Raw genomic sequence first — 25008 nt, 5'->3', positions numbered from 1 at the left:
CCCCCGGCGGCGCGCGTTCCGGGACGCCGCACGCCCGGCGCCGGGGCGGGCCGGTCACGCCGGGGTGACCGCGACCACCACCGTGCGGTCGGCGGCGGGCGACACCGCAGCCGAGACACGGACGGCCCCGGCGCGCGCCACCTGGCCGGCCCGGGACGCCGTGGCGAGGAGCAGGGGCTGAAGCTGTTCGAGCCCGGCGACGAGCATCTCCTCGCCGGCGACCAGGACCGGCCGGGCCGTCTGCATCACGGCGGCGGCCGCCTCCGTGAGGTCGGCGAGCGGGGGCAGCGTGGCCCGTACGACCCCCGCCCCGGCCGCCGCCGCCCGCTCCGCCAGCGCGACCTGGAGCGGCAGCAGCGGTGCGAGCGCGGCGGTCAACGCGTCCGCGATGCGCCGCAGTTCGGGCGAGGAGCCGCGCAGGACGTCGGCGGCGGCACGCAGCACCGGGGTCAGCGCGAGCAGCGCCCCCGCGGCGATGCCGGCCGCCGCGGGCAGCAACGGCGAGGACGCGTCGACCAGTTCGCCGAGTGCGGCGACCGCCTCCTGCACGGCGGGTTCGACCGCGTCGAGGACGGGCAGCAGGCTGTCGCCGAGCGCGGCCAGCAGCGCCTGCGCGGGTTCGCTCACGGGGTGCACCGCGAGGGGTGCCCCGCTGGTGCCGAGCCGGGTCAGGGTGTCCACGATCCGGTAGAACGCCTCCTGTGCCTGCGGGGAGGCGCTCGCCTCGGCGAGTTCGGCGGTCGTCTCGCGCAGCACGCGCAGCGCCTCCGCCCCGGATCCGTCCCGGGGGTCGAGGGTGTTGACGGCGATCCTGGTGATGTTCCCTGCCGTGTCGAGGAGTTGGCCGGTGATGTCGGTCGTGCTGCGCGCCATGCGCAGCACGTCCTCCCGGCTGGGGAGCGACGGAATCGGGGACATGGGGCCTCCTCGCCACGCACGTTGCCGCTCGGCCGTTCGCTTCGGCGGTCCGGCCCTCCGTCGCGCCGGCGCCCGCACTCAGCATGCCCCGTCCGGTCCACCGGTGTTGCGCCATCCGGGCCATCACCGATGGCTGCGGTGACGGGAACGCGCTCTTGTTGCGGATGGGTCGAACAGGTACACCTCGCCGTACCGACGTGGACCGCCCTGACCCGATCTCAGGAAGCCCCCGGCGCCCGGTCCGGGGAACCCCAGGAGGTACGACACGTGCGCCTGCCGAAGCCCGTCGCCAGACCCGTCCTGACCGCCGCCGTCGCCGTGACGGCGGCGGGTTCGCTGCTGCTCGCCCCGCACAGCGCCACCGCGGACCGCAGAGCGCCCGTCCGTGAGGGCTCGGCCCCGGCGCACGGTGCCGCCGGGGCGCCGGCCGCCGCCGCCCGCACCGCGCCCGTCACCGATCTCGCGGCGGACGACCGCGGCTACCCGCGCGAGCAGGTCCTCACCGCGGACCCGGAGAACCCGGCCGACAAGTCCCTGAAGCTGGGCCTCGTCCCGTACCACGCCATCGCTCCGAAGCTGAACGCCCTCCAGCGGCTGGGCGATCGGGTGAGTGTCGAGGTGGCGGGCCGCTCGGCCGGCGGCCACCGCCTCTACCTGGTCACCGTCACCGCCCCGGAGTCCGCGCGCCGGGCCCGCGAGCAGGAGCGCATGCGTGAGCTCATCGAGAACGACCCCGGGGCGGCGGCGAAGGACCGGGCGGTCAGGACGGCGTACAAGACCCCGGTCTTCTTCAACAGCAACATCCACGGCGACGAGTGGGAGGGCACGGACGCGGCCCTCCGGCTGATCGAGCGGCTCGCGACCGCCCGGGACGCCGGGACGAAGGACCTGCTCGCGCACAGCCGGCTGTACTTCGACATCACCGCGAACCCGGACGGCCGGATCGCCGGCACCCGTGAGAACGCGGGCGGCTTCGACCTGAACCGGGACTTCGTCACCGCCTCGCAGCCCGAGGTGCGCGCGATGCGGCAGATCGAGATCGACAAGCAGCCGGCCGTCATGCTCGATCTGCACGGCTACGTCAACGGCACCCTGATCGAGCCGACGACCCCGCCGCACGGCGAGAACTACGAGTACGACCTGTTCCTCAAGAACACCTACGCCAACGCCCTCGGCATGGAGGCCGCCGTCAACGGCCTGGGCCACACGCCCGACAAGGACGGGGTGGAGCCCGCCCAGATCCCGTTCCGGGACCAGCAGGAGGGCTGGGACGACTGGCCGCCCGTCTTCACCCCGCAGTACGCGGCCTTCCACGGCACGGTCGCCGCGCACACCGTCGAGATCCCGCTGACGGTGAACGGCGCGTCGTACGACTCGCTGCCGGCCGCCGAGCTGCGGCGGCGCTCGGCCGTCAACGTGGACGTGGCGGGTGCGGCCATGCGCGCCACCCTCGACTTCGTCCGGACCCATCGGGCCTCGTTGATCGCCGATCAGATCGAGGTGTTCCGGCGCGGGTCGGCGGGCGCCGCGCAGGTGCCGGTGTCCGCGAGGACCGTGCCCGGCGTGCCGGGCATCGGTCCCGAGGACGTCTACACGACCGTCTTCCCGCGGGCCTACGTCGTGCCGGCGGGCGGTGCCCAGCGATCCGCGACGGCCGCCGCGCGCCTGGTGGACCACCTGATCGCCGACGACGTCCGCGTGACCCGGGCGACCCGCGACTTCCGGCTGGCGGGGCGGACGTACCCGAAGGGCTCGTACGTCGTCGATCTGCACCAGCCCAAGCGCGGTCTGGCGAACGCGCTGCTGGCGGACGGCAGGGACATCAGCGACAAGGTGTCGACGATGTACGACATCTCGGGCTGGAGTCTGGGCCGGCTGTGGGGAGCGACGGTCGAGCGGGTGCCGGGCGGAAGCCTGGCGGGGGTCCCGCGCACCGCGGTCCGTTCCGCGGCGCCGGTGGGGCACGTCGCCGCGCACGGCGACCTCCGGCTCCGGCTCGACACCCCGCAGGAGATCGCCGCTCTCAACTCCCTGCTGCGGGACGGCGTCGCGGTGCGGCGGAGCGCGGACGGCAGTGCGCTGGTGCCGTCCTCCGCCCGTGCGCGGGCCGTCTCCCTTGCGCGCGCGTACGACGTCGTCTTCGAGGCGACGAAGGCGGCCGGCGGCACCCCGCTGCACGCCGTCCGGGTCGCCGCCGCGGTCACCCCCGGCGAACTGTTCGCGCTGCGCGAGATGAACTTCGACGTGGTCCCGGTGTCGACGGCGATCCTCGACGCCGGCTTCGACTGGTCAGCCGCCGACGTGCTGTTCGTGTCGTCGGGCCTCGACCACGCGGCGCTCGCCCCGTCGGCGCGGACGGCCCTCGACGCGTTCCTGCGCACCCACGGCCTGGTCGGGCGAGGTGCGGTGGGCGCGGCGCTCAACACGGACGCCGGGCTGCTCGCGGTGCGGCCGGTGGAGGGCGACGGCGACGCCAACGGCGTGGTGCGGGTGGTCAACTCGGGCGGGCCGGTGACGGCGGGCGCCCCTGATCACAGCTTCGTGTACGCCCCGGTCTGGTTCACGGCCCCGGGGCCGGGCGTCCGGGTCGAGCAGTCGTACGCGCCGGGCGATCCGCTGGTCTCCGGGCACTGGCGGCCCTCGGCCGACGGCACGGGAGGCCCCGCCGCGGCGGCGGGCCGCCCCTCGGTGGTCAGCGGCCCGCACGTGGTCCTGTTCGGCACGGAACCGCTCTTCCGCGACCATCCCAAGGGCGAGTTCTCGCAGGTGGGGAGGGCTCTGCTGACCGTTTCCTGAGGCGGCCGGCGAAAGGGCGGAGGCCGCACCCCACGTCCCGGGGTGCGGCCTCCGTCGTGTGCAACGAGCGCCGTCAGGCAAGCGTCACGGTGATGTTGCCGCGGGTCGCCTTGGAATACGGGCACACCTGGTGCGCCTTCTCGACGAGCGCGCGGGCGGTGGCGGCGTCGACGTTCGGGATGTCGGCGGAGATCTCGACGATGATCCCGAACCCGTCGTCGTTCCTGCCGATGCCGACCTTGGCCGTGACGGTCGATCCGGAGACGTCGGCGTTCTCCTGGCGGGCGACGACGCCGAGGGCGCCCTGGAAGCAGGCGCTGTACCCGGCGGCGAAGAGCTGCTCCGGGTTGGTTCCGGCGCCGCTGCCGCCCATCTCCTTGGGCGGGTTGACGACGACGTCGAGCTTGCCGTCGTCGGTGGCGACCCGGCCGTCACGGCCGTTCTCGGCGGTGGCGACGGCGGTGTACAGGACGTCGGTCTGCTGGATGGACATACGGTGCGTTCCTCCTAGGCCCGCCGCGACTCGCGCCCACGATCGCGACAACTTCGGAAAGAAGTTACCGCATGCCGGAAATCCAGGAAACAGGTCCCGCCCGGAGACCGCCACCGGCCGCCGCGGGCCCGCGGGGTCCGGTGGTCACCACCGGACCCCGCGGGCCGAGAGCCCGGCCGCCGCCGCGGCCGTCACGGGCTCAGAGCTTGACGATCATCTTTCCGATGTTGTCGCCGCGCAGGACGCCGAAGAACGCCTCCAGGTTGTTCTCGATGCCCTCGACGACCGTCTCGCGGTACTTGAGCTGCCCGGACGCCACCCAGGGGCCGACCTCCTGGACGAACTGCTGCTGGAGGTCGTAGTGGTCGCTGACGAGGAAGCCCTCGATGCGGCCGCGGGTCTGGATGAGCCGGGCGAGGTTCTTGGGACCGGGGGCCGGCTCGGTGTTGTTGTAGATGGAGATCATGCCGCAGACGGCGATCCGGCCGTTCACGTTGAGGGAGCCGATGGCCGCCTCCAGGTGGTCGCCGCCCACGTTGTCGAAGTAGACGTCGACGCCGTCGGGGGCCGCGGCCCGCAGCTGCTCGGCGACCGGTCCGTTCTTGTAGTTGAAGGCGGCGTCGAAGCCGTACTCCTCGACGAGCAGCTTGACCTTCTCGTCGGATCCGGCCGAACCGATGACGCGCGAGGCGCCCTTGAGCTTGGCGATCTGGCCGACCTGGCTGCCGACGGCACCTGCGGCGCCGGAGACGAAGACCGAGTCGCCCTCCTTGAAGGACGCGGTGCGCAGCAGGCCGGCATAGGCGGTGAGACCGGTCATGCCGAGCACGCCGAGGTAGGTGGACAGCGGGGCGGCCGCCGGGTCGACCTTGACGGCCTGCTTGGCGGAGACGGTGGCGTACTCGCGCCAGCCGCCGAAGTGCAGCACGTGGTCGCCGGGCGCGACGCCCTCGGCGTTGGAGGCGATGACCTCGCCCACGGCGCCGCCCTGCATGGTCTTGCCCAGCTCGAACGGGGCGGTGTACGACTTGGCGGCGCTCATGCGGCCGCGCATGTACGGGTCGACGGACAGGAACGCGTTCCGCACGAGGACCTCGCCCTCCCCCGGCCGCCGGACCTCGGCCTCGACGAGCGCGAAGTCGTCGGCCTGGGGCCAGCCGACCGGCCGGCTGACCAGATGCCATTCGCGGCTGACGGCGGGAAGCTGAGGGGTGTCGGTCATGAGGGTGCGCCTTTCCTGCGTTCTCACGGGCTCGCGTGCGTACCTGTCCGCACGGCCCCGCGGCCGAAATACTTCAGTACCTGAAACAACCATGCGCCTGAATATTTCAGGATGTCAAGTAACGGGGTAGCCTGGAGTCCATGTCCACTCAGAAGACCCCCCGGATCGACCCCCTCACCCTGGAGGTCGTCGACCTCATCGGCTCGGTGGTGGCCCGCTATCACGAGGAGTACGAGGAGGCCGCGGCGGAGCACGCGCTGACCGGCGCGCAGGCACGGCTGCTCGGACTGCTGTCGATGGAGCCGGTGCCGATGCGGCGGCTGGCGCAGCAGCTGAAGTGCGAGCCGTCGAACGTCACGGGGATCGTGGACCGGCTGGAGGCGCGGGGCCTGGTGGAGCGGCGGCCTGATCCGGCCGACCGGCGCGTGAAGCTGGCGGCGGCCACGGCCGAGGGGCGCACGGTGGCCCGGGGCCTGCGGGAGTCGCTGAATTTCGCGCGTGAGCCCCTGGCGGGCCTCTCGGACGAGGAGCGTCTCGCACTGCGGGACCTGTTGCGCCGCATGCTCGACGCCTGACCGGCGCCCGCCGCGGACGGCATCGTCCGCCGGACCGGAAGGGCCCCTGTCCCGGATCACGCCGAGCCCGGGCCGCGCGGCGGCGGTCCCGTCAGCCGTCCGCGCTCCGCGCGGCGGCGGTCCGCACACCTCGGACGCTGGTCCGTCCCGGCAGGCCAGGGCGGACACAGGGCGTGTGGCGCCCGCCCGGTCCGGGAGCGCTGCCACGCTCGTCGTCCATGGATGTGAGCACCTTCTACGCCCTCTTCTCCGCCACCTGCTTCACCCTGGTCGGCCTGTGGTGGAACGTCGTCCAGAGCCATGACGACTGGATGCGCGACGCCGGGCTGCGCCGTGTCGTCGGCGGGATCTACCTGTCCTTCCTGCTGCCCGCCCTGATGGGCCTGTTCGCCCAGGTGGGCGGCACCGAGCAGCCGGTGATCTGGCGGACGGCCTTCATCGTCCTCGCCGTGATCGGCTGCGCCTCCACCCTGCGGCTGCTGGCCCGCGCCCGCGGCGACCGCTTCGTCGTCCGGCAGCAGGCCGGCACCGCACTGCTCTACGCCCTGATCGCCGTCGTCGGCGCCTTCCCCGAACTCGCCCGCCACGCCGGACTGAGCGGCATCCAGGCGGAGGCCCTGATGCTGATCGTCCTGATCGTCCTGGGCCATGCCCTGGTCTGGCGGTTCATGGCGGGAGAGGGCCGCGCCGCGGAGGACCGGCGGGCCCCGTCGACCTGATCCGACCTGACCCCAACGACACCCCTTAGGGCATCACGTGCACCACCACAGGAACCGGTTGCACGTCTCGGACGGCGTCGGGGCCGGCGGCGGAGCGGACGTGGTCGGTGCGGTGGTGGGGGGCGCGGTCGTCGCGGGCGGCGCCTGGGACGCGGGCGCGGAGGCGGAACCTCCGGGCGCCGTGCCCGAGCCGGCCGACTGCTCCTCCTTGTCCTTCCCGTCGTCCTCGGCGGAGGCCGACGCGGAAGCGGAAGCGGAAGCGGAAGGCGACGCGGAGGCGTCGGCGGGGTCGCTCACGGAGGCGCCGCCGGAGCCCCCGGTGTCACCCAGCGGATGCGCCGTCTCGCCGGGCTCCGGGGAGGCCGAACCGTCGGCGGAGTCCTCCCCGGCCGCCGCCGGCTTCTGGCTCAACCCGGGTGCGTCGATGCCGAGTTCGGCCAGGCTGAGGGCACCGGCCGCCAGGACGAAACCGGCGGCTATCAGCAGTGTCCTGCGCCGCCGACGGCGGTGTGCCGCGGCCTTGCGGTCACGTCGGCTGGCCCCGCCGGGACCGTCCGGCCCGTCCGGGCCACCCGGGTCCTCCGCCACCCTGCCCCGGCCGCGGCCCCGCCGCCGGGCGGCCCGCCCGAGGCGCTCCTCCGGTTCGTCGTCGCCGTAGGAGGTGTCGGCGTCGGCCGCGTCCGCACCCGGTTCCGGATGCGGCTCGGGGACCTCCGCGTGCGCGCGGAGTTCTTCGACGGGGGTGCCGCACCCCGGGCAGGCAAGGGCGCCGTTGAGGTGCCGTCGGCACGGGTGGCAGTAGTCCATGACGCGGGAAGACTAAGTTCCGCACACGTCACGTTCATAGGCACAGCTGTGAATGTTGTGTGGGGAAGCGGCCGTTCCGGCGCGGCGAGTCTAGACACCCCCGACCATTCCCCGCCATCCCACTCCCATCGCGTCGAAACCGTTATGCGTTCGACCCATTGACACCTCCCGGGCCGCATCCTTACTGTCACGCCAACATTTCGAACGTGTGACGAAATTTCGAACAGATCCGAAGCACAGGGGGCAACTGCCGTGCGCATCACGGGAATCAGCACACACGTGGTCGGGACGCCCTGGCGGAACCTGACCTACGTCCAGGTGCACACCGACGAGGGCATCACCGGAGTCGGCGAGACCCGCATGCTGGGCCACACCGACGCGCTGATCGGGTATCTGCGGGAGGCGGAGGCCAACCACATTCTCGGCTCCGACCCGTTCGCTGTCGAGGACCTCGTACGACGGATGAAGTACGGCGACTACGGCCGCGCCGGCGAGATCGTGATGTCCGGTATCGCCGTCGTCGAGATGGCGTGCTGGGACATCAAGGGCAAGGCCCTCGGCGTACCGGTGTGGCAGCTGCTCGGTGGCAAGGTCACCGACAAGGTCAAGGCCTACGCGAACGGCTGGTACACCACCGAGCGGACCCCGGAGGCGTACCACAAGGCCGCGCAGGAGGTCATGGCCCGCGGGTACCGGGCCCTGAAGATCGACCCCTTCGGCACCGGGCACTTCGAGCTCGACCACGAGCAGAGCCTGTACGCCGTCTCGCTCATCGAGGCCGTGCGGGACGCCATCGGGCCCGACGCCGAACTGATGCTGGAGATGCACGGCCGCTTCTCGCCCGCCACCGCCATCCGGCTGGCCCGCGAACTGGCCCCCTTCAAGCCCGCCTGGCTGGAGGAGCCGGTCCCGCCGGAGAACCTCAAGGCGCTGGAGAAGGTGGCCGCGAAGGTCGACATCCCGGTCGCCACGGGTGAGCGCATCCACGACCGCATCGAGTTCCGCGAGCTCTTCGAGAGCCAGTCGACGGACATCATCCAGCCCGACGTCGGCCACATCGGCGGCATCTGGGAGACCAGGAAGCTGGCCGCCACCGCCGAGGCGCACTACGTCCTGGTCGCCCCGCACAACGTCGGCGGACCGGTGCTGACCGCCGCCTCGCTCCAGGTCGGCTTCACCGCACCGAACTTCAAGATCCTGGAGCACTTCAACGACTTCGCGGACGCGGAGATCAAGAAGGTCGTGAAGGGCGCCCCGCAGGTCGTCGACGGCTACTTCCAGCTCTCGGACGCGCCCGGACTCGGCGTCGAGCTGGACACCGACGCGGCGGCCGAATTCCCCCAGCAGCAGGCCCGGTTCGACCTCTGGGCGGACGGCTGGGAGCAGCGCAAGCCGAAGGGGACGCGGTGAGTACCGCGGTCGTCGTCGAGGCGCCGGGCGAGCACCGGCTGGCCGCGCACGAGCCGGTGCGTCCGGCGGCGGGCGAGGCGCTCGTGCGGGTGCACGCGGTCGGGATCTGCGGCTCGGACCGCGAGGTCTACCAGGGCAACCGGCCCGAGGGGTACGTCCGTTACCCCCTGACGCCGGGCCACGAGTGGTCCGGGACGGTCCAGGAGGTGGGCGACGGGGTTCCGGCCTCGCTCGTCGGCCGCAAGGTCGTCGGTGAGGGCTTCCGCAACTGCCAGGTCTGCGACCGCTGCCACGCGGGCGAGACCACCCTGTGCACGGCCGGGTACGAGGAGACCGGGTTCACCCAGCCGGGCGCCATGGCGGCCACGCTGACCCTTCCGGCCCGGCTGCTGCACGTCCTGCCGGACGACGCCGACCTGACGGCCGCCGCCCTGCTGGAGCCGGCCGCCTGCATCGCCGCCGCGGCGATCAAGGCGAACGCCCGGCCCGGCGAGCGGGTCGCGGTGGTGGGCACGGGGACGCTCGGGATGTTCGCCGTGCAGTTCCTCGCGGCGGGCTCCCCGGCCGAGCTCCTCGTGGTGGGCACCCGCTCGGACCGGGCGGCACTGTCCAGGGACTTCGGCGCCACCGACTTCCGCACCCGGGACCAGGAACTGCCCGGCGACTTCGACGTCGTCGTCGAGACCGCCGGGTCGGCGTCCGCCGCGCGTACCGCCGCCTCCCTGCTCCGGCGCGGCGGGCGCCTGGTCCTCACCGGGATCCCGGCGCCGGGCGCCGAGGGACTCGACCCGACCGACCTCGTCGTACGGCAACTGGAGGTGCACACCGTGTTCGGGGCGCCGCCGGAGGCCTGGGCACACACGGTGCGGGTGTTCGGCGCCGGCCTGCTGAACCCGTTGCCGCTGGTCACGCACGAACTGCCGCTCGCCGAGTTCCCCGAGGCCATCGAGTTGGTGGGGTCGGGCGACCCCAAGGTCGGAAAGGTTCTGCTGCGCCCCTGAGCGCGTCGTCCCGCGCCCTCGATCAGTACGCCGGTACGGGGTTCCTGACGCTCCGTACCGGCGTACACCCACCGACACGAACCTTGTTCGAGATATCGAACGCACATATCGCACAACCGACGAACGCGAAGGACAGCTCGTGACCGACGCCGCACCCACGGCAGCCCGTCGACCCGGTGAGCAGGCGCTCGCCGCGCTCGGCCTGGGCGCGCCCGCCCCCTCACCCGCCGACGCCTCGCCGCACGCCTTCCCGGGAGGCGGCCGCTGGCGCACCGAGGTTCCCTCCGTGGAGGGGCCCGAGGCCCTCGCCGTCGTCCTCAAGGAGTCCTCCCGGCTCGACGTGCCGATCCACCGGATCAGCCAGGGCAGCGGCGTCTGGATGCTGACCGACGCCGAGATCACCGAGATGGTCGAGGCCACCGCCGAACGCGACATCGAGCTCTGCCTGTTCACCGGACCGCGCGGCACCTGGGACATCGGCGCCTCCGTGCGCACCGACTCGCGCGGGGCCGGGCTGCGCGCCCGGGGCCACGACGCGGTCGCCGGCTGCGTCGAGGACGCCGTCCGGGCCACCGCGCTGGGCGTCAAGTGCCTGCTCGTCGCCGACGAGGGCGTGCTGTGGACTCTGCACCGGGCGCGTGAGACCGGCATCGTCCCGGCCGACACGACCCTCAAGGTCTCGGCGCTGATCGGCCCCGTCAACCCGGCCTCGTACGCCGTGTACGAGAACCTCGGGGCCGACTCGCTCAACGTGCCCAGCGATCTGACGCTCGATCACCTCACCGAGATCCGGCGGGTCTCCGCCGCCCCCATGGACATGTACATCGAGGCCCCCGACGACCTCGGCGGGTACGTGCGGATGTACGAGGTCGCCGAGCTGATCCGGCGCGGCGCACCGCTCTACCTGAAGTTCGGTCTGTCCAAGGCGCCCGGGATCTACCCGTACGGCACCCATCTGCGGGACCTGACCCTGGACACCGCCCGGGAGCGGGTGCGGCGCGGCCGGCTCGCTCTCGACCTGCTCGCCCGGCACGGCGCGGACGGCGACATGGCGCCGCTCGGCTCCCGGCTGCCCGGCCCGCTCAACCGCTTCCCCACCGATGTCTGACATGCCGTCACCACCCTCTCAACGACGAGAAGAACAAGGACTGATCACCATGCGCAACCGCAGAGCCGCCCTCGCCGCCATCGCCGGAGCCGCCTCGCTCGCCCTCACCCTGTCCGCCTGCGGCCAGGACAGCGAGGGCGGCAGCAACGAGGACAAGGGCAGCGCGAAGGGCGGCACCATCGGCATCGCCATGCCGACCAAGTCCTCCGAGCGCTGGATCGCCGACGGCAAGAACGTCGTCAAGAACCTGGAGGCCAAGGGGTACAAGACCAAGCTGGTCTACGGCGAGGACGACCCGGACCAGCAGGTCTCGCAGATCGAGAACCTGATCACCCAGGGCGTCAAGGCGCTGATCGTCGCGGCCATCGACAACAAGTCGCTGAACAACGTGCTCCAGCAGGCCGCCGACGCGGACATCCCGGTGATCGCCTACGACCGGCTGATCCTCGGCAGCAAGAACGTCGACTACTACGCGTCCTTCGACAACACCAAGGTCGGCGAGCTCCAGGCCAACTACATCGTCGACAAGCTCGGTCTGAAGGACGGCAAGGGCCCGTTCAACATCGAGCTGTTCGCCGGTTCGAACGACGACAACAACACCAAGTACTTCTTCAACGGCGCCTGGAGCGTCCTGAAGCCGTACGTCGACAGCAAGAAGCTCGTCGTCCAGTCCGGGCAGACCGGCCTCACCCAGGTCACCACCCTGCGCTGGGACGGTGCCACCGCCCAGAAGCGCATGGACGACATCCTCACCAAGTCGTACCAGAGCAAGAAGGTCGACGCGGTCCTCTCGCCGTACGACGGCATCTCCATCGGCATCCTGTCGGCGCTGAAGTCGGACGACTACGGCTCCAAGAGCAAGCCGCTGCCGGTCGTCACCGGTCAGGACGCCGAGCTGGCCTCGGTCAAGTCGATCATCGCGGGCGAGCAGACGCAGACCGTCTACAAGGACACCCGTGAGCTGGCCAAGGTCGCCTCGACCATGGTCGACGACGTCCTCAACGGCAAGAAGCCGCAGACCAACGACACCAAGACGTACGACAACGGCGCCAAGGTCGTCCCCGCCTACCTGCTCCAGCCGGTGAGCGTCGACAAGAGCAACTACAAGCAGATCCTCGTCGACGGCGGCTACTACACGGAGAGCGAACTCAACTAACCGCCGGTCCCATCGATTTCCCACTGACTGGAAGGCACGACCATGGCGGGACCCGTCCTGGAAATGCGCTCGATCGTCAAGACCTTTCCCGGTGTCAAAGCGCTGTCGGACGTCACGCTGACCGTCCGCCAGGGCGAGGTCCACGCCATCTGCGGGGAGAACGGCGCCGGCAAGTCCACCTTGATGAAGGTGCTCTCCGGCGTCCATCCGCACGGCAGCTACGAAGGCGAGATCCTCTTCGACGAGGAGCTCTGCCGCTTCAAGGACATCCGGGCGAGCGAGCACCACGGCATCGTCATCATCCACCAGGAGCTGGCGCTGGTGCCGTACCTCTCCCTCGCGGAGAACATCTTCCTCGGCAACGAGCACGCCAAGGGCGGGCTCATCAACTGGAACGAGACCCTGCGGCACGCCACCGAGCTGCTGCGCCGGGTCGGTCTCGACGACCACCCCGAGACCCGCGTCGCGGACATCGGCGTGGGCAAGCAGCAGCTCGTCGAGATCGCCAAGGCGCTGTCGAAGAAGGTCAAGCTGCTCATCCTGGACGAGCCGACAGCTGCCCTGAACGACGAGGACAGCGGCAAACTCCTCGATCTCATCCTGGAGTTGAAGAACCAGGGCATCACCTCGATCATCATCTCCCACAAGCTCAACGAGATCCGCCGGGTCGCCGACTCGGTGACCATCCTCCGCGACGGCCGGTCCATCGAGACGCTCGACGTGAAGGCGCCCGAGACCACCGAGGACCGGATCATCAGCGGCATGGTCGGCCGCGACCTGGACCACCGTTTCCCCGAACGCACCGCGTACGACGGCGAGGAGGAGGCGGCCCCGGCCCTGGAGATCCGCGACTGGACGGTGCGCCACCCCATCGACCAGCAGCGCAAGGTGGTCGACAACGTGTCGATCAACGTGCGGCGCGGGGAGATCGTCGGCATCGCCGGACTGATGGGCGCCGGCCGCACCGAGCTGGCGATGAGCGTCTTCGGACGCACCTACGGCCGGCACGCGGGCGGCACGGTCCTCAAGGACGGCCGGGAGATCCGCACGAAGACCGTCGCCGAGGCGGTCGGACACGGGATCGCGTACGTCACCGAGGACCGTAAGCACTACGGCCTCAACCTCATCGACACCATCAACCGCAACATCTCGCTGACGGCCCTGAAGAAGGTCGCCCGGCGCGGGGTGGTCGACGAGCACGAGGAACGGCAGGTCGCCGAGGGCTACCGCACCTCCATGAACATCAAGGCGCCCACCGTCTTCGAGCCGGTGGGCAAGCTGTCCGGCGGCAACCAGCAGAAGGTCGTCCTCAGCAAGTGGATCTTCGCCGGTCCGGACGTGCTGATCCTGGACGAGCCCACCCGCGGCATCGACGTCGGCGCAAAGTACGAGATCTACACGGTCATCGACCAGCTGGCGGCCCAGGGCAAGGCGGTCGTCTTCATCTCCTCCGAGCTGCCCGAGCTGCTCGGCATGTGCGACCGCATCTACACCATGGCCGCCGGGCGGCTCACCGGCGAGGTCCCGCGGGCCGAGGCCACGCAGGAAGTGCTGATGCGCCAGATGACGAAGGACAAAGAGGTAACCCGATGAGTACGGATGTGACCGCCAAGAGCCCGGCCCCGGCGCCGGCCGGGAAGAGCGGGGGCTCGGCCGGGGGCGCCGGACTGCTCCAGCTGATGCTGGACGGACTGCGCCGCAACATGCGCCAGTACGGCATGCTGATCGCCCTCGGCCTGATCGTCGCCCTGTTCGCGGTCTGGACCGACGGCGACCTCCTGCTGCCGCGCAACGTCTCCAACCTGGTGCTCCAGAACAGCTACATCCTGATCCTCGCGATCGGCATGATGCTGGTGATCATCGCGGGCCACATCGACCTGTCGGTCGGTTCGCTCACCGCGTTCGTGGGCGCCTTCGCGGCCGTGCTGACGGTGCAGCACAGCGTGGCGTGGCCGCTGGCCCTCGTGCTGTGCCTGGTGGTGGGCGCGGTGGCGGGCTCGGTCCAGGGATTCCTGATCGCCTATCTCGGCATACCGTCGTTCATCGTCACCCTCGCGGGCATGCTGCTCTTCCGCGGCCTGACGGAGATCCTGCTGAAGGGCCAGACCCTCGGCCCCTTCCCGGACGGGCTGCAGAAGATGGGCAACGGCTTCCTGCCGGAGGCCGGCCCGGACACGAACTACCACAACATCACGCTGCTCCTCGGCCTCGCGCTGATCGTCTTCGCGGTCCTCCAGGAGGTCCGCGACCGCAAGCGGCAGCAGGAGTTCTCGCTGGAGGTGCTGCCGCGCAACATCTTCCTGCTGAAGCTCGTCGCCATCGTCGCGGCGATCCTCGTGGTCACGATGCTGCTCGCCAGCTACAAGGGCGCCCCGATCGTGCTGATCATCCTCGGCGTGCTGGTGGTCGGCTACGGCTATGTGATGCGCAACGCGGTCTTCGGCCGCCACATCTACGCGATCGGCGGCAACCTGCCGGCGGCGAAGCTGTCCGGCGTCAAGGACAAGAAGGTCACCTTCTACGTCTTCCTGAACATGGGCGTGCTCGCGGCCCTGGCGGGTCTGGTGGTCGCCGCCCGTCTGAACGCGGCCTCGCCGAAGGCGGGCCTGAACTTCGAACTCGAGGCCATCGCCTCGTCGTTCATCGGCGGCGCGTCCATGAGCGGCGGTGTCGGCACCGTCCTCGGCGCGATCATCGGTGGTCTCGTCCTCGGTGTGCTGAACAACGGCATGAACCTCCTCAGCGTCGGCACCGACTGGCAGCAGGTCATCAAGGGCCTCGCCCTGCTGGCCGCGGTCGGATTCGACGTGTGGAACAAGCGCAAGTCCGGTTCATAAGTCAGCTCGGGCCCCGCACCACGGTGCGGGGCCCGACCTTCATTGGGCGCGTGAGCCGAAGGGCCGTCGGCACCTCGGACGGACACCCCTTGAGGCGAACGAGCCACAAAAAGGGAGAGCCGCACCATGGAACTGAACAGACGCACGGTCATTGCAGGCGCGGCGGCCGCGGGCCTCGCCGCCACCACCCTCGGAACGGGCTCGGCCGAGGCCGCCCCGGGCGGCAGGAAGCCGGTCAAGGAGCTCTTCGGAAAGCTCGCCGACGGCACCAAGGTCCACCGCTGGTCGCTGGAGAACGGCGGCACCCGGCTGAAGGTCCTCAGCTGGGGCGGTGTCGTCCAGAGCCTGGAGCTCCCCGACCGGCACGGCCACTACGCCAACGTCTCCCTCGGCTTCGACAACATCGACGACTACGTGGCGAAGACCCCGTACTTCGGCGCCCTGATCGGCCGTTACGGAAACCGCATCGGCAAGGGTCGGTTCACGCTGGACGGCACCGCGTACCAGCTGTCCGTGAACGACGGCGTGAACAGCCTGCACGGCGGGACCAAGGGCTTCGACAAGCGCGTCTGGGACGTCGAGCCGTTCACCAAGGGCTCCGACGTGGGCCTGCACCTGTACTACGTCAGCATCGACGGGGAGATGGGCTACCCGGGCACGCTCCGCACGAAGGTGACGTACACCCTCACCCGGGACGGCGACTGGCGCATCGACTACGAGGCCACCACCGACAAGGCCACCGTCGTCAACCTGACCAGCCATGTCTACTGGAACCTGGCCGGCGAGGGCAGCGGCTCGATCGAGAACCACGAGCTCGCGATCGCCGCCTCCCGCTACACGCCCACCGACTCGGGACTGATCCCCACCGGTGAGCTGGCCAAGGTCTCCGGCACCCCCTTCGACTTCCGCAGGGCCAAGGCCATCGGCCGGGACATCCGGGCCGCGCACCCGCAGCAGGTCACCGCCAAGGGCTACGACCACAACTGGGTTCTGGACAAGGGCATCACGGCGCGGCCCGAGCACGTGGCGACCCTGCGCGACCCGTCCTCCGGCCGCACCCTGAGCATCGCCAGCGACCAGCCGGGCCTGCAGTTCTACTCCGGCAACTTCCTCGACGGCACCCTCGTCGGGACGGGCGGACGGGTCTACCGACAGGGCGACGCGCTCTGCCTGGAGACCCAGCACTTCCCGGACTCGCCGAACCAGCCCTCGTTCCCGTCGACGGTGCTGCGGCCCGGCCGGACCTACCGGACGAGCACGGTCCACTCGTTCGGCTCGTGACCCGACTTCACAGCGGGTTCACAATCTCCACACGACTTCACATCGATTGAACAGCGCCACCCCCGTATCCGTATGGAAGGGCGGCCCGTGCTCCCCCGCACGGGCCACCCACAAGACGGAGGGCCCGTTCTCCCCGACGGTCCGCCCCCTACGGAGGTTCCATGGCCGGCAATGTCACCTCGCTCTTTCGCGGCACCGCGGCGCACAGCCCGTCGATGGCCGCACTGACGCGGGAAAGTGACGGCGCCGGCCCGGTGGACTTCTGCATCCCGTGCAACCCGTACTTCCCCACGCCCGCGATGTTCGACGAACTGGCGGGCCGGCTGCGCGAGATCATCACCTACTACCCGAGCAGCGCGGACACCATCACCGCCGAACTGTGCTCGCTGCTCCAGCTCCCGCCGCAGTGCGTCGCGATGGGCAACGGCTCCACCGAGCTCATCACATGGATCGACCACCTCCTCGTCCGCGAGTCCCTCTCGATCCCCGTCCCCACCTTCGGCCGCTGGACCGACCAGCCGATGGAGACCGGCAAGCGGGTCGACATGTTCCCGCTCCAGGAATCCGCCGGATTCGCCCTCGACCTCGCCGCCTACGCGGAGTTCATCCGCGCCCGCGGCACCCGGGTCGCCGTGCTGTGCAACCCGAACAACCCCGACGGCGGCTTCCTGCCGCGCCACTCCGTCGTCCAGTTCATGGACGCCATGGCGGACCTGGACCTCGTCGTCATCGACGAGTCGTTCCTGGAGTTCGCCGACGCGGAGTCCGACCCCAGCGTGGTCGAGGACGCGGTGATGCGGCCCAACGTCATCGTGCTGCGCAGCCTCGGCAAGAACTTCGGTCTGCACGGCATCCGCTTCGGCTATCTCGTCGCCAACCCCGCCCTCGCCGGCAAGATCCGCTCGATGCTGCCCAAGTGGAACCTCAACTCCTTCGCGGAGACCGTGGTGTTCATGCTCAAGGAGCACGGCGCCGAGTACATGGAGAGCCTGCACATGGTCCGCCGCGACCGGCTCGACATGGCCCGCCAGCTCTCCGCGCTGCCCGGTCTGACGGTCTATCCGTCCCAGGGCAACTTCCTGTTCGTGCGCCTGCCGGTGGGCGCCGAAGGCACCGTGGTCCGGGACCGGCTGCTCACCGAGCACCGGATCCTGGTCCGCGAGTGCGGGAACAAGATCGGATCGTCCAGCCGCTTCCTGAGACTCGTGGTGCGCCCCCAGGTGGACGTGCGTCGCCTGGTGTCCGGCCTGGAACAGGTGCTCTACGGGACCAGGAGGGGAGCCGCCGTGCCCGAGCTGGGCACAGGGACCAGCTACAGCTCGGGCACGGCGGCGGTGGACCGCCTCGTCAGCGCCACCAACGGGGGCGGGATGCAGGGGCTGGCCGCACAGGCGAACGCCTGGCCGGGACCGGCCCCCGCCCAGCCCGGGCCGCCGCCCGGCCTGCCCGCTCCCCAACCCGCCCCGAGCCTGCCCGCACCGCAGCCGCTGCCCCAGCCCCTGCCGCAGCCCGCTCCCCAGCCGGCGCCCGCGGCGGCGGCGAGCTTCCCGGCCGCGCAGCCCGGCCCGCAGTTCCCCGCCCAGTCGACGGCCTGGCCGACGCCCGCCGCCGCGCAGCTGCCCGGCACCGTCGCGAGCCCGGCACCGGCCCCCGCGCCGGCCATGCCCGCCCCGGTCGAGGGGCTCCAGCCCCTCGGCCGGACCGGGATGCCGGGGATGAACAGGGCGGCCTCCCCCCTCGGCGCACAGGGCGGACTGACGGCGGCTCAGGTCCGCGGCCGGACCCAGCCGGAACCACCACCCCGGTCACAGCCCCCGCAGACGACCGGCTGGCCCGCCGTGGGCGCCATGCTCTACAACCGGGCCGGCTGACACCCGAAGCCCGGGACACACATCCGGCCGGGTGCCGTCCCGCGCCGATCCCCATCGGTGCCGCGGCGCACGGCTACACCGCCACGGGCTCCCGTTCCTCGGCCCGCGGCCCGGCGGCACGCTCCCTGCGGTGGGCGCGCACCGAGTGGCCGAGGGCGGCGGCCCACAGCACGAACAGGGCGACGAGGACCGGGGTGCCGAGGCCGTCCGGCACGCCGGCCCACTCGCTCCCGAGCAGCGTGCGGGCGTTGGTGACGACGATGACGCCGCCCACCGCGGAACCCAGCACGCGGGGCGGCACCAGCCGCACCAGCCAGGCGGCGACCGGCGCGGCGACCAGACCGCCGAGCAGGAAGGCCAGCACCCAGGTCCACGCCAGGCCCTGCGAGCCGAGCGAGAAGAGGAATCCGAGGCTCGCGGCGATCGCGACCAGGAACTCGCCGGTGTCGACCGAGCCGATCACCTTGCGGGGCTCCATCCGGCCGCTGGCCAGCAGAGCGGGCGTGCCGACGGGGCCCCAGCCGCCGCCCCCGGTGGCGTCCAGGAATCCGGCGACGAGCCCGAGCGGCGCGAGGAACCGCTTCCGCAGCGGCTTCTCCGACCGGCCCTCGGGCAGCCCGCGGAAGGTGAACCGGGACATCACGTACACGCCGAGGGCCAGCAGGATCAGGGACATCGCGGGCTGCGCGACCTCGGTCGAGAGCTTCGACAGGACCGTCGCGCCGAGAAAGGCGCCGACGGCGCCCGGCACACCGATCCGGGCGACGACCTTCCAGTCCACGTTGCCGAAGCGCCAGTGCGCGGCGCCGGACGTCAGCGTGGTGCCGATCTCCGCGAGGTGGACCGTGGCGGACGCCGCGGCCGGGTTGGTGCCCATCGCCAGCAGCAGCGTGGACGAGGTGACCCCGTAGGCCATGCCGAGGCTGCCGTCCACGAGCTGGGCCCCGAGGCCCGCGAGGGCGAGCAGTGTCAGCGTGCGCATGTGGTGCGTCCCGTCGTCGTTCCGGACCGCCGGGCCCGGAACCCCGGATGCCCACCGGCCGGGTGGGGATGATCGGGAGGCGAGGCTAGGACGCCGGTCTGAGGACAGCCTGAGTGCACGATGAGGACGGCTCACAGGATGCGCCCGCCGGCACCCCCACCCCCGCCAAGGCCCCCCGGGGGTGGGAAAAATCGGCCTGAACGGCCTCGTCCTCAAACGCCGGACGGGCTGAAAGGTTGCTCCCTGTCCTCAAGGCGGGACGGGAGCCGGCACCGGACGGGAACCGCCGCCGGGAGGGGGCCACCGGACCTCGTATGCCACCCGGAACTCAGCCCGATCGGCCTGAACGGCCTCGTCCTCAAACGCCGGACGGACTGAACAGTCCCCCCCGGCCCCAGAGGTGTGCGGGAACCCGCGATGAACGCACCCGCAGCCGCCCTCTCACCGAAGGGGCCGTGCCGGTGAATCAAATGCCCGTTGCGGACAGCAACACGCACCCACCGAGGCCCTACCAGCACCGCCCCGCACAAGGGCTGCAACGGGCGGATCACCGGCACGGCCCCGACCCACCCACCGGACAGACAGCGCAACGCCCACCGGACCGGACCGGAGCCAACCGACCCACCGGACCGGAGGCAACCGACCCACCGGACAGACGCCGCCGGCTCCGCCTGGACCTCCGCGGTACCGCCCGTACCGCGTAATCCGCCCACGCCGGGATCCTCATATGACCAGTGTGGGACGCACCGCTGTGGACAATGGCCGCACCCTCCCCCACGTCCTCGGCCGCGCCCGGACAGGATCGGGCAAGCCAGGACAGGGGGATACCCATCGCCGTCCCCGGGAGGACCCGCATGGTGTTGAGCAGACGTACCTTCAGCGCATTCGCCGGCTCGGCCGCGCTCGGCTTCTCCCTGAGCGGCAGCGTGAGCAGTGAGGCGTCCGCCGCCGGAAGGGCGCCCCTCGCTCCCACGGGGCCCGCGCCGGGCCCGCCCGCGGCCGACGGCAGGACGCACACCGTCGGCTTCGACCGGTACTCGATGCTCGTCGACGGCAAGCGGCTGGTGCTCTGGTCGGGCGAGGTGCACCCCTTCCGGCTGCCCAGCCCGTCCCTGTGGCGGGACGTCCTGGAGAAGCTGCGCGCCCACGGCTACAACACGATCAGCATCTACGTGTCGTGGAACTACCACTCCGCCGCCCCGGGGTCGTACGACTTCACCGGGGTCCGCGACCTCGACCTGTTCCTGCGGACGGCCGCCGAGACCGGCCTGTACGTCATCCTGCGCCCCGGCCCCTACATCAACGCCGAGGTCGACGCGGGCGGCTTCCCCGGCTGGCTGACCGTCACCCCGGGCACGGCCCGCACCTCCGACCCGACGTACCTGAAGTACGTCGACGAATGGCTGACCGCCGTCGACCGGATCGCCGCGCGGCACCTCTACACCCACGGCGGCGGCACCGTCGTCCTCTACCAGCTGGAGAACGAGTACGCGAACAACGTCACCAGCCCCCTCGGCCGCGACTACATGACCCATCTGTACGCCAAGGTCCGCGCCGACGGCATCGACGTGCCGCTGTTCCACAACGACAAGGGCAGGAACGGCCACTGGGCGCCCGGCACCTTCGACACGGACGGCGAGACGGGCCGTTACCTGTACGCCTTCGACGGGTATCCCTCGCCCGTCGGGCAGCCGCCCGACTGGGGCTACTTCGGCATCGGCGGCGCCAAGGGCGGCTCGACGGCGAGCCCCGAGACCCCGGGTTTCATGGCCGAGTTCGGCGGCGGCTGGTTCGACCCGTGGGGCGGGGCGGAGTTCGACGGGAAGGGCTACGCCGAATCGCGCCGAACCCGGGACGCCGCGTACGAGCGCCGCTTCTACCTCACCAACCTCGCCAACGGCATCAAGATCCACAATGTCTACATGACGTTCGGGGGTACGTCCTGGGGCTGGCTGCCCGCACCGATCGTCTACACCTCGTACGACTACGGGGCCGCCCTGGACGAGGCCCGCAGGCCCACCGAGAAGCTGATCCCGATGCACCAGATCGGCCAGCTCCTGCACTGCGTGCCCGACCTCGCCAAACTGGACCGGGCACCGGACGTCACGGTCGGCGACGACACGGCGGTCAAGGCGTATCCGCTGGTCAACCCGGACACGGGGGCGCGTTTCCTGGTGCTGCGCAACGACGCGTCCTCCGAGACCGTCGTCCAGGTGCCGCTCGCCGGATCGACGGTGCCCGTGCCGGTGCCCGGGCTCGACGCGCGCCTCGTCGCCACCGGGATCTCCCTCGGACGGCGCACCCTGCGCCACTCCAGCGCCCAGCCGATGCTGTGGCTCACCGCCGGACGCCAGGACATCGCCGTGTTCACCGGCCGGGCGGGCGAGCCGACGCAGACCGCGATCGAGTGCGCGAGCGAGCCGACGGTCACCGTGCTGGAGGGCAACGCCGGACACGAGTACGCGGACGGCCTGCTCCGGGTGGACGCGCCCCTCGACGGGCTCACCCGGGTCCTCGTGGAGGGCGGCGGCACCGCGGCGCCCCTCCTGCTGCTGCTCGCCGACGACACGGCCTCGGGCCGGCTGTGGCGGTACGACACCCCGTCCGGACCGGTGCTGGTGCACGGGCCCGAGCTGCTGCGCTCGGCCGCCCTGCGCGGTACCGCCGTCCATCTCACCGGCGACACCGTCGCGGCGGCGGACCTGGAGGTGTGGGGTCCGCGCGGGACGACCGAGGTCGTCTGGAACCAGGGCACGGTGAAGACGCGGGCCACCCGGTCCGGCAGCCTGCGGGCCGTGCAGCAACTGCCCGGCGTGCCCGCCGTGCGACTGCCCGCGCTGACCAACTGGCGCCGGTCCGAGGAGAATCCGGAGTCCGCGGCCGGCTTCGACGACTCGTCGTGGAGGACCGCCGACAAGAAGTCCTCGTTCAGCGTCACCCCCGTCCCCGCCGGGCAGCCCGTGCTGTTCGCCGACGACTACGGCTTCCACTACGGAGACGTCTGGTACCGGGGGCACTTCGCGTCCGCGGGGGACGCGGAGTCCGTCTCCCTGTCGTACGTCACGGGCGCGCAGGGGCTGCTGATGGCCTGGCTGGACGGCGAGCCGCTGGGGACCCACCGCATGCCGGTGCCGGACAAGAAGACGGTCCGGCAGGGCACGTGGGAGGCCACCGCCACCTTCCCCGTCGAGCCGGGGACTCGTGGCCCGCACGTGCTGTCCGTCCTGGTCCGCCGTATGCAGCACGACGAGGACGGCGCGGCCCGCGACACCCACAAGGTGGCCCGCGGGCTGACCGCGGTGAGCTTCGCCGGCGCCTCCCCGTCGCTCGCCTGGCGGATCCGGGGCGAGGGCGCGCCGGACCGGGTGCGCGGCCCGCTCAACAACGGCGGCCTGTACGGGGAGCGCCACGGCTGGCACCTGCCCGGCTTCGCGGACGCCGGCTGGAAGGTCGTCGATCTCCCGCGGGCCGAACGGCGCCAGGGCGTCGTCTGGTACCGCTGCGACTTCCGGCTCGCCGTCGACACCGGCGTGGACGCGTCGATCGGGCTCACCCTCACCGACGACCCGGCCCGCGCCTACCGGGTGCAGATCTTCCTGAACGGCTGGAACATGGGCCAGTACATCAACGACGTCGGCCCCCAGCACACCTTCGTCCTGCCGAACGGGCTGCTCCGCACCCGGGGGAGCAACACGCTGGCCCTGGCCGTCCTGTCCGACGGGACCACGCCCGCCGGGCCCGGCCAGGTGCGGCTGACGCTGCTCGGCAGCGCGGCCGGAGGAGTGCCGGTGGCCCCGGTGGACTCCCCCGGCCCCGCGAAGCGAGGTGCCCGGCGGTGATCCCGACCGCGCCGGCCGGGCGGGAATTGTCGGACAGGGCTAGCGCAGCCGGATCACGTTCCACGACAGCGGTTCCAGGACGGCGGTCAGCGTGCCGTCCCGGAGCGCCGCCCCGTCGACCGGGTGCGGGGTGACCCGCTCCTGGTCGTCGGCGGTGTTGACGGCGTCGGGGTCGGCGTCGGACAGCGCGGTGTGCTCGACGACCGTCGTCAGGTCCAGCCGGCTCAGGGCGACTTCGAGCGGCAGCGGCGCGGTCCGGTCGCGGTTGACGGCGAACACGGTGACCGAGCCGTCCTCGGCGCGCACGGCGGTGGCGTGCAGCAGGTCCACCTCGCCGTACTTCTTCGTCTCGTAGGTCGGCGAGTCCACCCGCACGTCGAGGACCTCGCCGCGCCCGTGCTCCGACGCCTGCGCGAACGGGAAGAACGTCGTCTGCCGCCAGGCCGGTCCGCCCGGCTCCGTCATGATCGGCGCGATGACGTTGACGAGCTGGGCGAGACAGGCGACGGTCACCCGGTCCGCGTGCCGCAGCAGTGCGATGAGCAGGGACCCGAAGACGACGGCGTCCGTGACGGAGTAGACGTCCTCCAGGATGCGCGGTGCCTCCTGCCAGTCCTCGACGGGGTGCGGGTTGGGACGGCTCTGGTACCAGACGTTCCACTCGTCGAAGGAGAGGTTGATCTTCTTGGCGGACTTCAGCCGGGCCCCGACGTGGTCGCAGGTCGCCACGACGTTCTCGATGAAGGACTCGGTGTCGACGGCGGAGGCGAGGAAGGAGTCCCGGTCGCCGTCGGTCTCCTCGTAGTAGGCGTGCAGGGAGATGTGGTCGACGAGGTCGTAGGTGTGCTCCAGCACCGTCGCCTCCCACGCGGCGAAGGTCTCCATGCCCTGCCCGGAGGAGCCGCACGCGACGAGTTCGAGGTCCGGTTCGATCTGCCGCATCGCGCGGGCGGTCTCGGCCGCCAGACGGCCGTACTCCTCGGCGGTCTTGTGGCCGGTCTGCCAGGGTCCGTCCATCTCGTTGCCGAGGCACCACAGCCGGATGCCGTACGGGTCCTTGTCCCCGTGCGCGATCCGCAGGTCGGAACGGGCCGTGCCGGAGGGGTGGTTGGCGTACTCCTGGAGTGCCAGGGCCTCGGCGACACCGCGTGTGCCGAGGTTGACCGCCATCATCGGCTCGGCCTGCGGGCCGATCTTCTTCAGGAAGGCGATGTACTCGCCGAGCCCGAAGCGGTTGGTCTCGGTGGAGCGCCAGGCGAGGTCGAGGCGGCGGGGCCGCTCCTCGACCGGTCCCACCGAGTCCTCCCAGTTGTAGCCGGAGACGAAGTTGCCGCCGGGGTAGCGGACCGCGGTGACGCCGAGTTCACGGACGAGTTCCAGCACGTCCGTGCGCAGACCCGCCTCGTCGGCCGAGGGGTGGCCCGGCTCGAATATGCCGGTGTAGACGCAGCGGCCGAGGTGCTCGACGAACGAGCCGAACAGCCGGGGGTCGACCGTGCCGACGGTGAAGTCGGGGTCGAGGGCGAATCGGGCGGTGCGGGGCATGGTTTCCTTCCGGAGAGCTGGCGAGCGGTGGGTTCTCACTGGCCGGCGAGGCCGGTGTGGGCGACACCGGCGACGATCTGGCGCTGGAAGAAGACGAAGACGACGATGAGCGGGAGTCCGGCCATCAGGCCCCCGGCCATCAGCTGGGCCCACTGGATTCCGTAGGAGTTCATGACCGTCGCGATGCCGTTCGGCATGGTCATCAGGTCGGGGTTGTTGGTCACCATGTACGGCCACAGGATGTCGCCGCCGCTGAAGAGGTTCCAGTAGCGCACCCGGGTGTCCGCTCCCGACGCGAGCGCGTCCGCGCCGGTGCCGAGCGCGGCGAAGCCGAGGCTGCCCGCCACGGCCAGTCCGCTTGCTCCGGCCAGGAGTTGCCTGCGATTCAGGCCAGGTCGTCCCATACCCCGCCCCTAATGTTCGAGATTTCGATAAGCGATCGCAACTT

General features: G+C 71.4%; 18 protein-coding genes and 2 pseudogenes. 12 read left to right on the top strand and 8 right to left on the bottom strand.

Annotated elements, in window-relative coordinates; genetic code table 11:
- Window positions 1-54: 54 nt before the first annotated feature.
- Window positions 55-918, bottom strand: a complete 864-nt coding sequence (locus ABEB03_RS06650; protein WP_345642669.1) for a hypothetical protein — start codon at window positions 916-918, stop codon at window positions 55-57.
- Between the two features lie 267 nt (window positions 919-1185).
- Between ABEB03_RS06650 and ABEB03_RS06645 the strand changes: the two genes are divergently transcribed.
- Window positions 1186-3714, top strand: a complete 2529-nt coding sequence (locus tag ABEB03_RS06645; protein ID WP_345642667.1) for a M14 family zinc carboxypeptidase — start codon at window positions 1186-1188, stop codon at window positions 3712-3714.
- A gap of 73 nt (window positions 3715-3787) precedes the next feature.
- Here ABEB03_RS06645 and ABEB03_RS06640 read toward each other — a convergent pair whose 3' ends face one another.
- The gene (locus ABEB03_RS06640; protein WP_345642664.1) at window positions 3788-4207 is read right to left on the bottom strand and encodes an organic hydroperoxide resistance protein; all 420 of its coding nucleotides are present in this window, start codon (window positions 4205-4207) and stop codon (window positions 3788-3790) included.
- 199 nt (window positions 4208-4406) lie between these two features.
- A complete protein-coding gene (locus ABEB03_RS06635; RefSeq protein ID WP_345642661.1) occupies window positions 4407-5429 on the bottom strand; it encodes an NADP-dependent oxidoreductase in 1023 nt (340 codons plus the stop codon).
- A 140-nt stretch (window positions 5430-5569) separates the two neighbouring features.
- Between ABEB03_RS06635 and ABEB03_RS06630 the strand changes: the two genes are divergently transcribed.
- Together ABEB03_RS06630 and ABEB03_RS06625 are read left to right on the top strand one after the other, a co-directional pair.
- Complete coding sequence (locus ABEB03_RS06630; RefSeq protein WP_345642658.1) at window positions 5570-6004, top strand: MarR family winged helix-turn-helix transcriptional regulator; 435 nt, start codon at window positions 5570-5572, stop codon at window positions 6002-6004.
- Between the two features lie 218 nt (window positions 6005-6222).
- Window positions 6223-6723 carry a hypothetical protein gene (locus ABEB03_RS06625; protein WP_345642655.1) on the top strand — a complete coding sequence of 167 codons (501 nt, stop codon included), beginning with the start codon at window positions 6223-6225 and terminating at the stop codon, window positions 6721-6723.
- A 33-nt stretch (window positions 6724-6756) separates the two neighbouring features.
- Here ABEB03_RS06625 and ABEB03_RS06620 read toward each other — a convergent pair whose 3' ends face one another.
- On the bottom strand, window positions 6757-7530 hold the full coding sequence (locus tag ABEB03_RS06620; protein ID WP_345642652.1) for an SCO2400 family protein: 774 nt from the start codon (window positions 7528-7530) through the stop codon (window positions 6757-6759).
- Window positions 7531-7782: 252 nt separating this feature from the next.
- Between ABEB03_RS06620 and ABEB03_RS06615 the strand changes: the two genes are divergently transcribed.
- From ABEB03_RS06615 to ABEB03_RS06580, 8 genes are all read left to right on the top strand, one after another.
- Window positions 7783-8940, top strand: coding sequence for a mandelate racemase/muconate lactonizing enzyme family protein (locus ABEB03_RS06615; protein WP_345642649.1), 1158 nt, complete (start codon window positions 7783-7785; stop codon window positions 8938-8940).
- Window positions 8937-9941, top strand: a complete 1005-nt coding sequence (locus ABEB03_RS06610; RefSeq protein ID WP_345642646.1) for a zinc-dependent alcohol dehydrogenase — start codon at window positions 8937-8939, stop codon at window positions 9939-9941. Before ABEB03_RS06615 ends, ABEB03_RS06610 begins: the two co-directional genes overlap by 4 nt.
- A 139-nt stretch (window positions 9942-10080) precedes the next feature.
- The gene (locus tag ABEB03_RS06605; RefSeq protein ID WP_345642642.1) at window positions 10081-11049 is read left to right on the top strand and encodes a hypothetical protein; all 969 of its coding nucleotides are present in this window, start codon (window positions 10081-10083) and stop codon (window positions 11047-11049) included.
- A gap of 49 nt (window positions 11050-11098) precedes the next feature.
- Window positions 11099-12205 carry a multiple monosaccharide ABC transporter substrate-binding protein gene (gene chvE, locus ABEB03_RS06600; protein ID WP_345642639.1) on the top strand — a complete coding sequence of 369 codons (1107 nt, stop codon included), beginning with the start codon at window positions 11099-11101 and terminating at the stop codon, window positions 12203-12205.
- Window positions 12206-12247: 42 nt separating this feature from the next.
- Window positions 12248-13798: a multiple monosaccharide ABC transporter ATP-binding protein gene (gene mmsA / locus ABEB03_RS06595; protein WP_345642637.1), complete on the top strand. Its 1551-nt coding sequence runs from the start codon at window positions 12248-12250 to the stop codon at window positions 13796-13798.
- Window positions 13795-15042 carry a multiple monosaccharide ABC transporter permease gene (gene mmsB / locus ABEB03_RS06590; RefSeq protein WP_345642634.1) on the top strand — a complete coding sequence of 416 codons (1248 nt, stop codon included), beginning with the start codon at window positions 13795-13797 and terminating at the stop codon, window positions 15040-15042. The genes mmsA and mmsB overlap by 4 nt, the downstream gene beginning before the upstream one ends.
- 126 nt (window positions 15043-15168) lie before the next feature.
- Window positions 15169-16323, top strand: coding sequence for an aldose epimerase family protein (locus ABEB03_RS06585; protein WP_345642631.1), 1155 nt, complete (start codon window positions 15169-15171; stop codon window positions 16321-16323).
- 161 nt (window positions 16324-16484) lie between these two features.
- The gene (locus ABEB03_RS06580; protein WP_345642628.1) at window positions 16485-18194 is read left to right on the top strand and encodes a pyridoxal phosphate-dependent aminotransferase; all 1710 of its coding nucleotides are present in this window, start codon (window positions 16485-16487) and stop codon (window positions 18192-18194) included.
- 73 nt (window positions 18195-18267) lie between these two features.
- On the opposite strand, the gene ABEB03_RS06575 is transcribed toward ABEB03_RS06580, so the two are convergent.
- Window positions 18268-19176: a sulfite exporter TauE/SafE family protein gene (locus ABEB03_RS06575; protein WP_345642625.1), complete on the bottom strand. Its 909-nt coding sequence runs from the start codon at window positions 19174-19176 to the stop codon at window positions 18268-18270.
- An 854-nt stretch (window positions 19177-20030) separates the two neighbouring features.
- On the opposite strand from ABEB03_RS06575, the gene ABEB03_RS06570 reads away from it, so the two are divergent.
- Entirely contained in the window at window positions 20031-23015 is a 2985-nt protein-coding gene (locus tag ABEB03_RS06570) for a beta-galactosidase (protein WP_345642622.1), read from the top strand.
- A 39-nt stretch (window positions 23016-23054) separates the two neighbouring features.
- Here the strand turns inward: ABEB03_RS06570 and arfA are convergent, their stop codons facing one another.
- The 3 genes and pseudogenes from arfA to ABEB03_RS06555 all read right to left on the bottom strand — a co-directional run.
- Window positions 23055-24560, bottom strand: coding sequence for an arabinosylfuranosidase ArfA (gene arfA / locus ABEB03_RS06565; protein WP_345642619.1), 1506 nt, complete (start codon window positions 24558-24560; stop codon window positions 23055-23057).
- Window positions 24561-24595: 35 nt separating this feature from the next.
- A pseudogene (locus ABEB03_RS06560) lies at window positions 24596-24799 on the bottom strand (carbohydrate ABC transporter permease); the annotation flags it as partial.
- Window positions 24800-24802: 3 nt separating this feature from the next.
- Window positions 24803-24964 (bottom strand): annotated as a pseudogene (locus ABEB03_RS06555) (extracellular solute-binding protein); the annotation flags it as partial.
- Window positions 24965-25008: the final 44 nt, after the last annotated feature.

The sequence above is a fragment of the Streptomyces siamensis genome (assembly GCF_039543605.1).
GTDB classification, from domain to species: Bacteria; Actinomycetota; Actinomycetes; order Streptomycetales; family Streptomycetaceae; genus Streptomyces; species Streptomyces siamensis.
This window is presented reverse-complemented; position numbering and strand designations above follow the sequence as displayed.

What these genes read in the sequence shown, in the direction of transcription:
- ABEB03_RS06650 (WP_345642669.1), bottom strand. Translation starts at nt 918, where the DNA reads ATGTCCCCGATTCCGTCGCTCCCCAGCCGGGAGGACGTGCTGCGCATG.
- ABEB03_RS06640 (WP_345642664.1), bottom strand. Translation starts at nt 4,207, where the DNA reads ATGTCCATCCAGCAGACCGACGTCCTGTACACCGCCGTCGCCACCGCC.
- ABEB03_RS06635 (WP_345642661.1), bottom strand. Translation starts at nt 5,429, where the DNA reads ATGACCGACACCCCTCAGCTTCCCGCCGTCAGCCGCGAATGGCATCTG.
- ABEB03_RS06630 (WP_345642658.1), top strand. Translation starts at nt 5,570, where the DNA reads ATGTCCACTCAGAAGACCCCCCGGATCGACCCCCTCACCCTGGAGGTC.
- ABEB03_RS06625 (WP_345642655.1), top strand. Translation starts at nt 6,223, where the DNA reads ATGGATGTGAGCACCTTCTACGCCCTCTTCTCCGCCACCTGCTTCACC.
- ABEB03_RS06620 (WP_345642652.1), bottom strand. Translation starts at nt 7,530, where the DNA reads ATGGACTACTGCCACCCGTGCCGACGGCACCTCAACGGCGCCCTTGCC.
- chvE (WP_345642639.1), top strand. Translation starts at nt 11,099, where the DNA reads ATGCGCAACCGCAGAGCCGCCCTCGCCGCCATCGCCGGAGCCGCCTCG.
- mmsA (WP_345642637.1), top strand. Translation starts at nt 12,248, where the DNA reads ATGGCGGGACCCGTCCTGGAAATGCGCTCGATCGTCAAGACCTTTCCC.
- mmsB (WP_345642634.1), top strand. Translation starts at nt 13,795, where the DNA reads ATGAGTACGGATGTGACCGCCAAGAGCCCGGCCCCGGCGCCGGCCGGG.
- ABEB03_RS06585 (WP_345642631.1), top strand. Translation starts at nt 15,169, where the DNA reads ATGGAACTGAACAGACGCACGGTCATTGCAGGCGCGGCGGCCGCGGGC.
- ABEB03_RS06580 (WP_345642628.1), top strand. Translation starts at nt 16,485, where the DNA reads ATGGCCGGCAATGTCACCTCGCTCTTTCGCGGCACCGCGGCGCACAGC.
- ABEB03_RS06575 (WP_345642625.1), bottom strand. Translation starts at nt 19,176, where the DNA reads ATGCGCACGCTGACACTGCTCGCCCTCGCGGGCCTCGGGGCCCAGCTC.
- ABEB03_RS06570 (WP_345642622.1), top strand. Translation starts at nt 20,031, where the DNA reads ATGGTGTTGAGCAGACGTACCTTCAGCGCATTCGCCGGCTCGGCCGCG.
- arfA (WP_345642619.1), bottom strand. Translation starts at nt 24,560, where the DNA reads ATGCCCCGCACCGCCCGATTCGCCCTCGACCCCGACTTCACCGTCGGC.